Annotated in this window: 15 protein-coding genes; 4 read left to right on the top strand and 11 right to left on the bottom strand. The window is 68.5% G+C overall.

What is annotated here, in order from left to right; all coding sequences use genetic code 11:
* Positions 1–4: 4 nt before the first annotated feature.
* Positions 5–1,972: a DUF1631 family protein gene (locus tag CTA01S_RS05925; protein WP_062193250.1), complete on the bottom strand. Its 1,968-nt coding sequence runs from the start codon at positions 1,970–1,972 to the stop codon at positions 5–7.
* 274 nt (positions 1,973–2,246) lie between these two features.
* Here CTA01S_RS05925 and queE point away from each other — a divergent pair, with 274 nt between their 5' ends.
* Positions 2,247–2,909 (top strand): 7-carboxy-7-deazaguanine synthase, encoded by a 663-nt coding sequence (gene queE, locus CTA01S_RS05920; protein ID WP_062193246.1) that lies wholly within the window; start codon positions 2,247–2,249, stop codon positions 2,907–2,909.
* A 58-nt stretch (positions 2,910–2,967) separates the two neighbouring features.
* Positions 2,968–3,339 carry a 6-pyruvoyl trahydropterin synthase family protein gene (locus CTA01S_RS05915; RefSeq protein WP_062193243.1) on the top strand — a complete coding sequence of 124 codons (372 nt, stop codon included), beginning with the start codon at positions 2,968–2,970 and terminating at the stop codon, positions 3,337–3,339.
* 160 nt (positions 3,340–3,499) lie between these two features.
* Here the strand turns inward: CTA01S_RS05915 and groL are convergent, their stop codons facing one another.
* The 8 genes from groL to CTA01S_RS05880 all read right to left on the bottom strand — a co-directional run bounded on the left by groL (position 3,500) and on the right by CTA01S_RS05880 (position 10,116).
* Entirely contained in the window at positions 3,500–5,134 is a 1,635-nt protein-coding gene (groL, locus tag CTA01S_RS05910) for a chaperonin GroEL (protein ID WP_019561123.1), read from the bottom strand.
* 55 nt (positions 5,135–5,189) lie between these two features.
* On the bottom strand, positions 5,190–5,480 hold the full coding sequence (groES, locus tag CTA01S_RS05905; protein ID WP_019561122.1) for a co-chaperone GroES: 291 nt from the start codon (positions 5,478–5,480) through the stop codon (positions 5,190–5,192).
* A 182-nt stretch (positions 5,481–5,662) separates the two neighbouring features.
* Positions 5,663–6,295: an FMN-binding negative transcriptional regulator gene (locus tag CTA01S_RS05900; RefSeq protein WP_019561121.1), complete on the bottom strand. Its 633-nt coding sequence runs from the start codon at positions 6,293–6,295 to the stop codon at positions 5,663–5,665.
* Positions 6,296–6,631: 336 nt separating this feature from the next.
* Positions 6,632–6,892 carry a hypothetical protein gene (locus CTA01S_RS16605; protein WP_156824607.1) on the bottom strand — a complete coding sequence of 87 codons (261 nt, stop codon included), beginning with the start codon at positions 6,890–6,892 and terminating at the stop codon, positions 6,632–6,634.
* Positions 6,893–7,064: 172 nt separating this feature from the next.
* On the bottom strand, positions 7,065–7,754 hold the full coding sequence (locus tag CTA01S_RS05895; protein ID WP_062193240.1) for an ATPase: 690 nt from the start codon (positions 7,752–7,754) through the stop codon (positions 7,065–7,067).
* The gene (locus CTA01S_RS05890) at positions 7,754–8,116 is read right to left on the bottom strand and encodes a type II toxin-antitoxin system Phd/YefM family antitoxin (protein ID WP_062193237.1); all 363 of its coding nucleotides are present in this window, start codon (positions 8,114–8,116) and stop codon (positions 7,754–7,756) included. The genes CTA01S_RS05895 and CTA01S_RS05890 overlap by 1 nt, the downstream gene beginning before the upstream one ends.
* A gap of 71 nt (positions 8,117–8,187) precedes the next feature.
* A complete protein-coding gene (locus tag CTA01S_RS05885; protein ID WP_062193233.1) occupies positions 8,188–9,339 on the bottom strand; it encodes a methyltransferase in 1,152 nt (383 codons plus the stop codon).
* A gap of 84 nt (positions 9,340–9,423) precedes the next feature.
* A complete protein-coding gene (locus tag CTA01S_RS05880; protein ID WP_062193228.1) occupies positions 9,424–10,116 on the bottom strand; it encodes a DUF6781 family protein in 693 nt (230 codons plus the stop codon).
* A 119-nt stretch (positions 10,117–10,235) separates the two neighbouring features.
* On the opposite strand from CTA01S_RS05880, the gene CTA01S_RS05875 reads away from it, so the two are divergent.
* Complete coding sequence (locus tag CTA01S_RS05875; RefSeq protein WP_019561116.1) at positions 10,236–11,186, top strand: MBL fold metallo-hydrolase; 951 nt, start codon at positions 10,236–10,238, stop codon at positions 11,184–11,186.
* Here CTA01S_RS05875 and CTA01S_RS05870 read toward each other — a convergent pair whose 3' ends face one another.
* Positions 11,187–12,185 carry a ProQ/FINO family protein gene (locus CTA01S_RS05870; RefSeq protein WP_062193223.1) on the bottom strand — a complete coding sequence of 333 codons (999 nt, stop codon included), beginning with the start codon at positions 12,183–12,185 and terminating at the stop codon, positions 11,187–11,189. It abuts the gene before it with no gap.
* Positions 12,186–12,313: 128 nt separating this feature from the next.
* Here CTA01S_RS05870 and CTA01S_RS05865 point away from each other — a divergent pair, with 128 nt between their 5' ends.
* Positions 12,314–13,489 carry a YbfB/YjiJ family MFS transporter gene (locus CTA01S_RS05865; RefSeq protein ID WP_062193219.1) on the top strand — a complete coding sequence of 392 codons (1,176 nt, stop codon included), beginning with the start codon at positions 12,314–12,316 and terminating at the stop codon, positions 13,487–13,489.
* 36 nt (positions 13,490–13,525) lie between these two features.
* Here CTA01S_RS05865 and CTA01S_RS05860 read toward each other — a convergent pair whose 3' ends face one another.
* On the bottom strand, positions 13,526–14,023 hold the full coding sequence (locus CTA01S_RS05860; RefSeq protein ID WP_019561113.1) for a MarR family winged helix-turn-helix transcriptional regulator: 498 nt from the start codon (positions 14,021–14,023) through the stop codon (positions 13,526–13,528).
* Positions 14,024–14,166 lie beyond the last annotated feature (143 nt).

Raw genomic sequence — 14,166 nt, 5'->3', positions numbered from 1 at the left:
CCGTTCAACGGATGGGGTCGTCCAGGTTCTGGACCAGACTGTCCACCGCCCGCTGCATCAGCGAGCGCTCCTCGAGCTGGGTGATCAAGCCTTCGGACAGCAGCCGCTCGACGGCCCGGCGTGTCAGTGAATGTGACTGCCCAGCGTGCTGGCTGGCGAACATGAAAAACTGGCCGTTGTCGCTGCACCACATCAGCTGGGCCGTGACCCATTGGCCTTGCACGAACATGTGGTACCACGAGCCGGGCGTCAGTCCTTCCATCCAGGCCTGGCGGGCCAGGCGCCCCGCTTCGGTCTCGGTCTGATCCATCAGCCCCACCGGCACGGTGGGCAGGATGCTGCGGTCCACGGGTTCTGCGGGGCCAGGGGGCAGGGGATCGTCCTCCTCGCGCATCCGTTGCACGATCTGCTCGGCCGACAGCGTCTCGGCTGGCGGCGCAACGGCTGGTGGCTTGCCTCGCAACACGGCGCCGTGGTGGGCGGCCAGCTCGGCGAAGACGGCTTCGCGCTGGGTCTCGGGGCAGGCGATCAGGTCCATGCCGCGGTTCAAGCTGGCCAGCAGCTTGGGTCGCAAGGCGCGCAGCCGGGCTTGGTCGGCCGGTGCGCTCAGGGGCTGCATGCTCCACAGCAGCTCATCGACCGTGTGCATCAGCTCCTGGGCCAAGGGCGAGTGTTCGCCATCACGGGCCATGGCTTCGACCATGGCCTCCACCCAGGGGCCGAACAGAAAGTCTCGCAGCGACTGGCTCAGTGAGCTGTCGCGCATTTGGCGCAGTTGTTGCCGCAGCACGCCACGCAGCTGGTCGGCGCGCTCGATGCGTTGCAGTTTTTCCAGCGCCGCGCGTGAACGCTCCAAGGCTTCTCGGCTGCGTTCGTCAATGTATTGATTGAGCTCGTCCTGGGCTTTCAAAAAATGCTGCCCTTGGGGGGCGGGCAGCGCGGTGAGGCGGTCGATCAGCCCGCCGGCGAACCGCATGAAATCGAGCAGACGCTCGTCTTGAGGGTCCTCATAGCCGGCGCAGTGGGCCGACAGCCGATTCAGCAGCAGCCACACCGGGTGGTCGGACTGCCGCACCAGGGCCGGGTCGCGTCGTGCCAAGTTCAGCACGGCCGGCTTGAGCCGCCCCAGCAGGTGGCGCACCGCATCGATCAGCTTCGGGTCGGCCACGATCTGGTCGAACAGACGGTGGACCAGGCTCTGGGCTTCGGCGCTCTCATCCAAGGGCGTCGGATGGCTGCGGCTGACCCGTTCGAGCAGCCGGCCCAGGGTGCCCGAGTCGGTGAGATCGAAGCCCGCGCCGCCGGCCGGTGGGGGTGGGGCGGCCGAAGGCACGGCCCGGAAGGCCAGGGGCTGCACCCCCAGGGCTTCCAGACGGCGGCAAATCTGCTCGTATTCGAGCTTGAGCGCTTCGGCCAGCTGGGCGCCGGCCACGCGCAGCAGCAGCATGCGCGTCTCGGCCGATACCCCGAGCGCGTGAGTCGAGCGGCTGAGGGCGCGGGCAAACACTTCCGGACGCAGCGGGTTGGCTTCGCGGCGGATTTCCTGCCAGCCGCGCACCGCGGCCATGAAGGCTTGCACCTCGCGCAACTCCCAGTCTGCTTGTTGGTCGATCTGGGCGATCACTCGGGAGATTTCGATGTCCTCGGCCGCCTGGTATTCGTCGACCAGGCTCAGTTCGTCCAGGTTCAGGGTCTGCGGCTTGCGTGAAGCCGCCGCCGTGCCCCCGCCATCGGCCATGGCCTCGCGCACGCCTTGCGCGATCAGCTCTTGCAGCGAACGCATCCAGTCCGCCTTGCGGGCCAACAGCACCTCCATCAGCGCGAAGAACTGTCGCCGGTCCGGGGCCAGGGACATGTGCGCCGTGGGGTGGCGCAGCGCCTCCAGCGTGCGCTCGACCACATCGCGGGCCAATAGCGGCACACCTTGAACGATGGAGTCCAGCGACGTGGACGGCGGCGGCAGTGAGCTCATGATCGAATGGGGGCCTGGTGTGACGTATTGTTGAGGGCGGCGCGGTTCGGCGCAATCCTGCCGGCCCAGGCGCAGCACGGCGGCGCTGTGACAGGGCGATACAATAGAGAGCATAGAGCCGGGCAGCGCCTGGAGGTTCGATGCAGGTGCTCGCGCCCATGGCATGCCCGGGGTTTCGTCGCCGGGTTTGGCCCGGCCCGGGGCTTGGGGGCGGCTCCGAGGCCCCGTGCCCGCCCAAGCATCTGCCTCCTCTGCGCTTTTTGCCCCCGCTTGCATGACCTACAGCGTCAAGGAAGCCTTTTACACCCTGCAAGGCGAAGGCACCCATGCCGGTCGGCCGGCGGTGTTTTGCCGGTTTGCAGGCTGCAATCTATGGAGCGGCCGCGAAGTCGACCGCGCCCAGGCCAAGTGCCGCTTCTGCGACACCGATTTCGTCGGCACCGATGGCCCCGGCGGGGGCAAGTTTGCCGATGCACATGCCTTGGCGGCCCATGTGGCGTCCTTTTGGCCCGCCAGCGCCGCGGCGGCCCAGGCCCAGCGTTTCGTGGTGCTGACCGGCGGCGAGCCGCTGTTGCAGGTGGACCAGCCGCTGATCGCGGCCTTGCACGCCCATGGCTTCGAAATCGCCGTCGAGACCAATGGCAGTGTGGCGGCTCCGCCGGGCCTGGACTGGATTTGTGTCAGCCCCAAGGTGGGCGCCCCGCTGGTGCAGCGCAGTGGGCATGAACTGAAGGTGGTGGTGCCGCAAGAGGGACTGACGCCGGAGGATCTGCAGGCCTACGAGCGCTTGGATTTCCAGCACTGGCGCGTGCAGGCCATGGACAGTGCCGATCCGATCCAACGCCGCCGAGCCATGCAATGGGCCGTGCAATGGTGCTTGGATCACCCGCGCTGGCATTTGAGCGTGCAAACCCACAAGCACCTGGGGATCCGCTGAATCCCGGGCAGACGAAGCCCCGACCCGGGCCCGAGGTCCCGGTCCACGAGATGCCAAGATGTTCGAACTGAGCCAAACCTTTACCTTCGATGCCGCGCATACCTTGCGGCGACAAGTGGACCCCGAGGAAGCGGCCGGCAGCCGGCGCATCCATGGCCACACCTACACCGCCGAGGTGACCGTCGCCGGTCAGCCGCAGGCCGATTCGGGCATGGTGGTGGATCTGGCTCATTTGCGCGCGGCCATCGCCGAGGTGCGCGCCCAGCTCGATCATCACTTCCTCGACGAAGTGGTGGGGTTGGGGGCTCCTACGCTGGAGAACCTCTGCCTGTTCATTTATCACCATGTTCGACGTCGCTTGCCGCAGGTGTCGGCCGTGACGGTGTCGCGCGCCACGGGCGACCGCTGCGTCTACCGGCCGTCGGCCTGAGACGCCGATGCCGCCCCCGGGCCGCAAGGCTCGCCGGGGCGCGGCGTGAATCGGCGCGGGCCGAGAGCACGGCCCAAGCCAAGAGAACGGGCGAAGGGACCCGGCAAAGAAAAAGGGCCGCGGTGGCGGCCCTTTCATCGAAGGCGAATGGCCTGGTGACTTACATGTCCATGCCCATGCCACCCATGCCAGCGCCGGAGGCGGCAGGGGTTTCGTCCTTCGGCGCTTCGGCGACCATGGCTTCGGTGGTGAGCATCAGGCCGGCGACCGAGGCGGCGTTTTGCAGCGCGGTGCGGGTCACCTTGGTCGGGTCCAGGATGCCCATCTCGATCATGTCGCCGTAGGTGCCGTTGGCGGCGTTGTAGCCGAAGTTGCCCTTGCCTTCGAGCACCTTGGCGATCACCACGCTGGGCTCCTCGCCAGCGTTGGCCACGATCTGGCGCAGGGGCTCTTCGACGGCACGCAGCACGATCTTGATGCCGGCGTCTTGGTCGGGGTTGTCGCCCTTGATCTCACCGGCAGCTTGCTTGGCGCGCAGCAGGGCCACGCCACCACCGGCGACGATGCCCTCTTCCACCGCCGCACGGGTGGCATGCAGGGCGTCTTCGACGCGGGCCTTCTTCTCCTTCATTTCGACCTCGGTGGCCGCACCCACCTTGATCACGGCCACGCCACCGGCGAGCTTGGCCACGCGCTCTTGCAGCTTCTCGCGGTCATAGTCGGAGGTGGCCTCCTCGATTTGCACGCGGATCTGCTTGACGCGCGCTTCGATATCGGCCGGGGCACCAGCGCCATCGATGATGGTGGTGTTTTCCTTGCCCACTTCCACGCGCTTGGCTTGACCCAGGTCGGCCAGCGTCACCTTCTCCAGCGACAGGCCCACTTCCTCGGAGATCACCTTGCCGCCGGTCAGGATGGCGATGTCTTCCAGCATGGCCTTGCGACGATCGCCGAAGCCCGGGGCCTTGACGGCGCACACCTTCAGGATGCCGCGGATGGTGTTGACCACCAGCGTGGCCAGGGCTTCACCTTCGACTTCCTCGGCGATGATCAGCAGCGGACGACCGGCCTTGGCCACTTGCTCCAGCGTGGGCAGCAGGTCGCGGATGTTGCTGATCTTCTTGTCGTGCAGCAGCACGTACGGGTTTTCGAGGATCGCGGCTTGCTTGTCGGGGTTGTTGATGAAGTAGGGCGACAGATAGCCACGGTCGAACTGCATGCCCTCGACGACTTCGAGCTCGTTGTCCAGGCTCTTGCCGTCTTCGACCGTGATCACGCCTTCCTTGCCCACTTTGTCCATCGCGTCGGCAATGATCTTGCCGATGGACTCGTCAGAGTTGGCGGAGATGGCGCCCACCTGCGCGATTTCCTTGCTGGTGGTGGTGGCCTTGGAAGCCTTCTTCAGCTGCTCGACCAGGGCAGCGACGGCCTTGTCGATGCCGCGCTTGAGGTCCATCGGGTTCATGCCGGCGGCCACATACTTCATGCCCTCACGCACGATGGCCTGGGCCAGCACGGTGGCGGTGGTGGTACCGTCACCGGCGTTGTCGCTGGTCTTGGACGCCACTTCCTTGACCATCTGGGCGCCCATGTTCTGGAGCTTGTCCTTCAACTCGATTTCCTTGGCCACGGACACACCGTCCTTGGTCACGGTGGGGGCGCCGAAGGAGCGCTCCAGCACCACGTTGCGGCCCTTGGGACCCAGGGTCACTTTGACTGCGTTGGCCAGGATGTTCACGCCCTCGACCATGCGGGCGCGGGCTTCACCGCCGAAAACGACGTCTTTAGCTGCCATAAGAAATTCTCCGAATTCGTTACTGAGTTCTGTTCAGCTGTGGCGCGCGGCGGGATTACTTTTCCACCACGGCGAAGAGATCTTCTTCACGCATCACCAGCAGCTCTTCACCGTCGACCTTGACGGTTTGGCCGCTGTACTTGCCGAACAGCACACGGTCACCGACCTTGACGTTGGGCGCCACGAAGTCGCCCTTTTCATTGCGCTTGCCCGGACCGACGGCCAGGACCTCACCCTGATCGGGCTTCTCGGCAGCGTTGTCGGGGATGACGATGCCCGAGGCGGTCTTGGTTTCGTTTTCCAGGCGCTTGACGATCACGCGATCGTGCAGAGGACGAAGTTTCATGACATCTCCTAAGAGTGAGAACCAACTTCTGGTGGAAGGGTGATGCGAGTAAGCACCAACTTGATGCGCATGATCGACGGGCTCCGCGAGGATTCGCTGGGCCCGGGATCATTAGCACTCGCATCAGATGAGTGCTAACAGCGACGAATTATAGGGGTGGGTTCCGGTTCTTCAAGAGGCGTTCACTGCGGCTGAGTGGCCTCGCGCATCGCCTGGGCCAGTGCCCAGTGGCCTTGGGCCTGCAGACCCTGGATCGCCCCGTCGCGGTTGCCGGCCGGGTGGTTCTGGCTCAGTTTGCGCTTGCCTTCCAGCCGGGTGATGCGCACCTCCAGCCCCACGATCTTGCCCAGCATGTCGCTCAGGTAGTCGGGTGGGGCGTCGCCCATCTTCCACGGCACCGGCTGCGCAGCCTCGTGCACCCGCGTGAGCCGTGCCACCAGACCCCGCACGAATCTTTCGTCATCGTGCACATGGAGGGAGCCATGGGCATGCACCACCTCGTAATTCCAGGTGGGCACTGCGCGGTGTGTGGCGTGCTTGCTGGGGTACCAGTTGGGCGAGATATAGCCTTCCACCCCGCGGAACACCACCAACACCGGGTCGCCGTCGGCCACCTCCTGCCACACCGGGTTGGCCCGCGCCACATGCGCCAGCAGCACGCCCTGCGCACCCTGCGCCGGATCCAGCAGGAAAGGAAGATGCTGCGCCTCCAACCCCGCCGCCGTGTGCGTGACCATCATCCCCAGCGGGTGGTCGTGGATGATGCGGTGCAACTGCTCGGGGCGGGTTTCGGCGAAGTGAGGGGGGAGGTACATGGTGGGGCTCCGGGGGGCTGGCGTGTGCGGGAAGGGTAAGGGATGGCGCGGCTTCGTGCACGCGCGGGTGGCTTCAAGCCCAAGCCTCGTGCCGGGGGGTTGTTGTTCTCCTGTAGAGGGATGTCCTCAGCAGTGACTGGCCTTTGCCCGGCTGGAGGTGCTCAGCACGACATTCGCATCCAGGCGAAGGTGCGGAACGCGGGGAGCAGGTGCAGCGCCACAATCCGTGACGATGAACCTCTCATATGGAGGATGTCGCCAAGGTGCTGGCAGCGTTGCGCCGGCCGCGCCGCGATGACCGTGGACCCCCGCTCGCCGGCGAGCCGTCTGAGAGGATCACTTCGTTGCGGGTTTCGTAGTTCTTGCTTCTCTAGGTGACGGACTCGAGGGGCTTTGACGGGTGCGGCCCAAGGGGCGCGGGCGGCGAGTGTCGCACCAGGGGGTGTCCGGCGCTTGGGCGGCCAGTTGGCGTTCGACGGCGGCCAGCGCGTTGGCCAGGCGGTCGATCCTTCCGGTCTGCCAGACCGGTGCGTCGTAGGCCTCGGCCAGTTGGGCCCGAAGCCGTGCGTACTCTTGCTGCAAAGCGGCGGTGTTCATCAGGCCATCTCCTCCTTGCGGGGATGAGGCCACTATGGCCGCGGCTGGAGGGGCGAGCCATCCCCTGCTTGGAGGCTGCCCCGGCATTCAGGGGGGCGGTCGTGCATCGCTCGCGCCAGTGGGGGGCTGCGGCGGTTTGCGCAGACCGGCGGGGGCTGGCGGCGCCACACCGTCAGCGGGCGTCGGCGGCTGGGGCTGGCGCAGGCAGGCTCAGCGCAGCCTCCAGCAGTGGGTGGGCCCATGCCGGCGTGGCGCGCAGGGTTTCGAGGTCGTCGGGTCGCGGATGGGTGAGTTGCCCGCGGCGCAGTTCGAGCAGCAGCCGTGGGTCGGGAATGGGCGCGCCCGGTGCCGCCTCAGTGCTGTTGTCATAGACCTGCAGGTGTGCCAGGTGTGGCATCAGCACGATGAGGTTGGCCAGCGCGCGGGGGTAGCGCTGGCGGATGCGCTCCTCGGGGATGTCGTGGCCCCCGGCGCGCACACGGGCGGCCACGCGGGCGCGGTGGCGTTCGGGGCTGTCCAGGCCACAAAACCACATCAGCACGTCATGGGTGCGGGTGGCCTCACGCAGGCGCTGGGCGATGGTGGTGCCGCCCAGGGTGGTTTCGAAGGCATGGTGCCGGCCTTGGGCGAGGGCGTCGTCGAGCCGGCGCAGGCCCTCGGCCCAGGCCAAGCCGCTGGCCTCGTCGGCGGTGGCCAGGCCCGCGGCGACGAGTTCACGCGCGTAGCGGTCGGGGTTGAACCAGGTGAGTCCTTGGCGGGTGAGCAAGTGACCGCCGATGGAGCTTTTGCCGGCCCCGTTGACACCGGCCAGCACGAACAGGACGGGGCGCGCGAGGACGGGGCGCGCGTCGGGGGCGGTCATCAATCGCTGGCCCCGGCCTGCACTTCACCATGCAGGCGGGCCGGGCCGTCCATCAGGCCGCGTAGGCGTTCGCCGGCCTCGGCGGCATTCAGCACGGACAAGCGCTCGTCGAAACGGCGCCGCAGGGCCTCCAGCGCGGCCTCGGCCGGCTCGGCGGCTTGCTGGGCGCGCGCCAGCAGTTCGGCATAGGCCTGCACGGGCAGGATCACCGCCTCGGGCTGCCGGTGGTGCGTGATCAGCACGGGGCCTTGGGTCTGCAACTGGCGCATCACGCCGCGCCAGCCGAGCTTTTTCACGTCGGACGCGGGCGTGCGGTGGAGCTGGTGCACGGGCGGGATCGCAGGCTTGGGGACGGCGGACATGGCAACACTCCAGGACGGCGTGGGCTGATCTTAGGCCAAAAAGGGCATTTTGGCCAAAATGGGCCCTGAGATCAGGGCCGAGGCTGCAAGCGCCACAGCGAGGTCACTTCCGCGCGCCGGGCCCGGAACAGGGGGTCGGAGGGATCGGCGGCCTTGGGGTGACGTGGGCGGATGTCGTGGCGGCCGGCCACCGAAAGGCCCGCCTCGGCGATCCAGCCCAGCAGTTGGGCGCGCGGACGCAGCCCCAGGTGTTCGGCCAGGTCGGACAGGATCAGCCAGCCTTCGCCACCGGGCGTGAGGTGATGCTTCAAGCCGGCCAGAAAGCCTCGCAGCATGCGGTGGTCGGGGTCGTAGACGGCTTGTTCCAGCGGCGTGTGGGCGCGCCCAGGCAGCCAGGGCGGGTTGCAGACGATCAGCGGAGCCCGGCCGGCGGGGAAGAGGTCGTCGCAGCACAGGGTCACGCGATCGGCCAGGCCCAGGCGCTGCAGGTTGTCGCGTGCGCAGGCCACGGCGCGGGCCGAGGTGTCGGTGGCCACGAGGCGGCGCACGCCGCGGCGAGCCAACACGGCGGCCAGCACCCCGGTGCCTGTGCCCAGGTCAAAGGCCAGTTCGGGGGGTGGATGGGGCAGGGGCGCGCGGGCCACCAGATCGACATATTCCCCTCGCACCGGCGAGAACACGCCGTAATGGGCATGGATGCGCGCGCCCAGGGCCGGCACTTCCACGCCCTTGAGCCGCCATTCGTGTGCGCCGATGGCGCCCAGCAGTTCACGCAGCGACAGCACGCAGGGCGTCTCGCAAGGGCCGAAGGCTGCTTCGCAGGCGGTGCGCACCTCGGGTGCGCGGCGCAGTGGCAAGGTGTAGTGGGCTTCGAAGGGCAGCAGCACGAGGTTGAGCCGGCGGGCTTTTTCGGCCTGGGCTTTGCGCTGCAGGTGGAAGGCCTGGACGAGCGGTTCGATGCCTGGGGCCGCAGGCGGCGGCTGGCGCGGCGGGCGGTCGAGCCTGCGGGCGAGGGCGGCGAGCAACTGGCGGGCGTTGTGGTAGTCGCCGCGCCACAGCAGGCCGATGCCTTCGCTGCACAGGCGCAGCGCCGTGTGGGCCGTGGTCTGGTCGTCGGCCACCACGATGCGCTTGGGCGGCGGCAGGCCGGCTTCGCCATGCCAGCGGGCTTCGCGGGGCTGGCCGCCTTCGGTCCAGCGCAGGACGGGGGGATCTGGGTGCATGCGCCACTGTAGCGCCTGTGGTCGCCTGCGGCTGCGGGGCGTCGAGGCGCAGGCACGCGTCGAGGCGCTTGCCGAGAGCGGATCTCAACGCTTGCGCGCGTCGGAGGCTGGTGCGGCCGCGCCGCGGGCTTGCTGCAGGCCCTCGGTCATGCCCAGGAGTACGCCACTGACCAGGGTGGAATAGCCTTCGAGCAGAGCCTGGGCGGCGCGCAGGCCCAGGGCGCGGCCGTCGCGCAGGCTGTGGCGCGCTTGGGCCAGGAGCTGCTCGACGGTGGCCGTGGCCTGGGCGCCGGTGTCCGTGCCCTTGAGTTTCATGGCATCGAGCACGGGCTGCCAGGCGTTTTGCACGGGTGCGGCGGCATCCTGGACCGCTTTGCCCACGGCAGTGAGGAGCACGTCTTCCATCTTCTCGAGGTTGGCCAGCGCGGTCTTCAGCGGCCCTTGCTGCAGATCGGCCCCTTGTGAGACGAACTGTTGCAAGGCGGTGCGGTGCGCTTGCACGGCCTTGAGCAAAGCCGCATCCATGCCTTCGAAGGCTTGCTCGAGCAGCGCTTGCACTTCGGAGGCGCTGCCGGGGTTGCGTGCCGCACCGGCCGAGGCGGCTTGGGTGACGGCATGCAGCACGCTGCGCACGTTTTGCAAGGTGAGCTCGCGCCCTTGCAGGGCCTTGAGCGTGGCGGCGCTGACCGCTTGGCGCAAGGCTTCGCCTTGGCGCTGCGTGGCTTGGGCGAACAGCTCGATGAGGGTTTCGTGGTCGATGCCGGAGGGGGTCTTCATGGGCGGGTCCTGGTCGTGGCGGTGGCCGTCTCAGATTTATAGGCGCGATCGGCCGCATTGAACAGGGCAGGGGCATCACCGATGCCAGTCGCACAGGGCCAGGGCGGACAATCGGCACCATGGACTTCCTCGAGCATTGGGATGAGGGCATCACCGTCATCGACACCGGATTCGTGCGTGCGCGTTTCGATGCGGCCTATCTGATCGTCGAGAACGGGCGAGCGGCTTTCGTGGACACGGGCCCCAACAGCGCGGTGCCGCGCCTGCTGGCGGCCTTGCAAGCCCGGCAGATGGCGCCCGAGCAGGTCGATTGGCTGATCGTCACGCATGTCCACCTGGACCATGCCGGCGGTGCGGGATTGTTGCTGCAGCATTTGCCCAACGCCAAGCTGGTGGTGCATCCGCGGGGGGCGCGGCATTTGGTCGATCCGCGGCAGTTGATGGCCGGTGTGCGGGCGGTGTATGGGCCGGAGGTGGCCGAGCGCGACTATGGCGAGCTGCAGCCGGTGCCACCGCAGCGCGTGCTGGAAACCCACGATGGGATGGTGTTGGCGCTGGGCGGCCGAGCGCTGCTGGTGGCCGACACCCCGGGGCATGCACGGCATCATCACTGCATTTGGGATGAAGCCAGCCGCGGCTGGTTCACGGGTGACACCTTCGGCATCGCCTACCCGGATCTGCGCACCTCCACGGGGGGCTACGCCTTCCCGACGACCACGCCGGTGCAGTTCGAACCCGAGGCCTTGCTGGACTCGATCGATCGGCTTTTGGCGCGCGACCCGCAGGTGATGTTCCTCACCCACTTTGGCGCCACGCGCGAGGTGGCCCAGCACGCGGCGATGCTGCGTCGTCAGCTGGACGCCATGGTGCGCTTGGCGCGTTCGGTGGCCGAGCTCCCGGACCGCCATGCCCGACTGCGTGCCGCGCTGGCGGCACTGTACGGCGCCGAATATCGGCGTGCGGGCGGCGTGCTGGACGACGAGCGCCTGCAAGAGCTGCTCGAAGGCGATGTGGAGCTCAACGCCCAGGGGCTGGGCGTGTGGCTGGACAAGCAGGCGGCGGCCGCCTGATCAGTGGCGCGGGCCGCGAGGGCGGTCTGCGCCTTCGCGCCGGGCTGGGCGATCGCCGCTGCGGGGCGGGCGGTCCCTGCGAGGCGCTGGGCGCCGCTCGTCGTTTCCGCCTTGGGCCTCGCGCAGCAGGTGATGCATCTGCCCAGGGTGCATGTTTTTGCTGGCGGCGAAGTCGTTGATGCTCAGGCCGCTGGCTCGATAGGCTTGCACCAGCTCGGCCAGAAACGCTTGGCGCTGCGCACGCTCGGCGCGGGCCGTCTCCAGCAGGCCGTCCAGTGCTTCGGGCGCGATGCCTTTGAGCGCACAAAAATTCTCGCGGGTCAGCGTGGTCGTCTCATAGGCGCGCAGCAGGTTGGCGCGGAACTGGCGCTCGGCGCGTTGGGCTTCGCGGCGCTTGGCGCGGGCCTGTTCTCGTGGGGCCTCTCGTGGCGCGTCGTGTCGGGCCTTGTGGCGCTTGGGGTCTGGCGGCTCGGCGGCCGCCGCCTCGGCCACAGCGGCTTGCGGCTCACGTGCCCCTTGGGCGGAGCCGCGGCGCTGTTGGCGACGCTTGAGCAAGGTTTCCAACGCGATGCGGCGATGTTCCTCGCTCAACGCTGCGGCGGGCTGCCCGTCCAGATCGAAGCGATGTGTGCCGGTGCTCACCGCCTTGAGATAGGCATCGCTGAGCGTGTAGCGGCGGAAAAAGGCCGACAGCACGGGCTTGGGAAACACGCCGGGCGCGCGCGCCTCGATGTCGGCATGGATGCGCAGCTTCAGCGGTTTGGGCTCGCCGCCGAACAGGGCGGGAAAGCGCGCGCGCAACTCCTCGGCGCAGGCTTTGACCGTCATGGCAGGCGCCGAGGGCGAGACGTCGCGGCCCTCGGGGGCATCGGTCATGGATTCGGGCCTGGCGTCGGTGGGGCCGTCGCCCTGAACGGACGCGGCCGGCGACGTGGCAGGTGCGTGCGGCGGCTCGTCGGCCGCGTCGGGGATGGGGGGGTGGGGGGTGTCGGCGTTCATGACGGTTCGTCGGCGTGAAGGGGAGATTGTCGCCGCTTCGCCGGCCTGGTGTCTTGCGCGGACGGTGACCGCGGCTTGCTGCTTCGCAGCGGCAGGGGCCAGTCCGGGACCCCTTAGGATGTGGCCCCATGGATGCGCAGCGTGCGAGTTCGGCACCTTGGGTCAGCGTCGTGGGCATGCTGGGCTTGGCTTCGGGCATGGGCATTGGACGCTTCGCGTTCACGCCCATGCTGCCGTTGATGCAGGCCGAGGGACTGAGCTTGCTTGCTGGCGGCCAATTGGCCGCGGCCAACTACCTGGGCTATCTGGCCGGAGCCTTGGCCTGCATGGTGGTGAATCCTCGTGCCGGTGCGGCGGCGCGGGCCGGGTTGCTGGGCGTGGCCGTGTGCACGCTGGCGATGGCGGCGTCGCCGGGACTGCAAATGGCCTGGCTGTGGCGTTGGGCCGCTGGCATGTGCAGTGCCTTCGTGCTGGTGGGCGTGTCGGCCTGGGCCATGGGCTGGCTGGCGCAGGCCGGGCGCTCGGGGGCCGTGGGCGGCCTGTTTGCCGGCGTGGGCCTGGGCATGGCGGCCGCCGGCGGCATCGCTTGGCTGGCCGGGGTGGGGGGCTGGCCGGCCGCGCCCACCTGGGCAGGGTTGGGTTTGCTGGCCCTGGCCGTGGGCTTGCTGGCTTGGCAGCCTCTGGGGCATGAGGCCCCAGCCACGGCACACCACGTGCCTGCGCGGCCCTCGCGTGTGCCACGAGCGGTGTGGCCGCTGGTGGCCTGTTATGGCGCCTTGGGCTTCGGCTACATCCTGCCGGCCACGTTCCTGCCGGCGCTGGCGCGGCTGTGGGTGGACGATGCGCGCGTCTTCGGCGCGGTTTGGCCGGTGTTTGGCGTGGCAGCGGCTGCATCGACCATGGCGGCCGCGCCGCGGCTGGCGCGTCAGGGTGCGCGCCGCGTGTGGGCCGCCGCCATGGGCGTGATGGCCGTGGGCGTGCTGCTGCCGGTGGTTTCGACCCGGCCCCCGGCCCTCGTGCTGAGCGCCGTGTGCGTGGGAGGCACCTTCATGGTGGCCACGATGGCCGGTTTGCAGGAAGCCCGGCGCCTGGCCGGTGCGGCCGCCACCCGTGCGATGGCCGCGATGACCGCCGCCTTTGCCACCGGTCAGTGGCTGGGCCCGCTGACGGTCGGCGTCTTGACACGCGCCGACGATCCGATCACCCGGCCCAGCCTGTTGGCCGCGGCGGTCTTGCTGTCGGCCGCGGCAGTGCTGGCCGCAAGGACGGCGCCGGCCGCGTCTCGGTCCGGGCCGACCCGATGAGGAGGAGCGCAGGGGCGGCTCGCGTGAGCGAGCCGCTCAGGCGTCTGCCAGCGGCACGTCACGCCCATCGGGGGCTTGCAGCGCCATCAGGCCGATCACCTGTTCGAGCAGATGATTGAGCTGCGCCAGGGCCGGCGGATCCAGGCGGCCCAGCGCATCGGGCAGAATGCCAGCCACCGGCTGGGGGGCGGATTGCGCGATGCGCGCACCCGCTTCGCTCAGGAACAGGCTGACCACACGCTGGTCGCGCTGGTCGCGCCGGCGCTCGATGAGCCCCTTGCGGTCCAGCGATTCGACCAGGTTGCTGGCCGTGGCCTGTTGGATGCCCAGGGCCTGGGCCAGCTGGGTGACGCGGATTCCCGGTTGGGCCTGGATGGTCACCAGGCACCACAATTGGGACCCGCTGACGCCGGTGGCTTCCTGGACTTGCTGGAAGTGCTGCTTGATCGACCGCACGATCATGCGAAAGCTGCGCAGCGCGCGCAGCACTTCGGCGGGCAGGCTGGGATTTGCGACGTTGGGAGGGGAGACCATGAATGTGGCTAGGAGATGAGGCAACGAGCCCTGCCAATGTATGGCATGGTCCCCCCATAACGCGTCAGCGCGCAGCAGGTTGACGCCTCGATGGTCTCGTGTGGGCAAGGTTGCCGCCGGCCCCACAGAAAAGGAAAGAAAGG

Origin of the sequence: Caldimonas taiwanensis NBRC 104434 (genome assembly GCF_001592165.1) — a bacterium.
Taxonomy (GTDB): domain Bacteria; phylum Pseudomonadota; class Gammaproteobacteria; order Burkholderiales; family Burkholderiaceae_C; genus Caldimonas; species Caldimonas manganoxidans.
The sequence above is the reverse complement of the archived record's forward strand: the minus strand, read 5'-3'. Positions and strand labels throughout refer to the sequence as shown.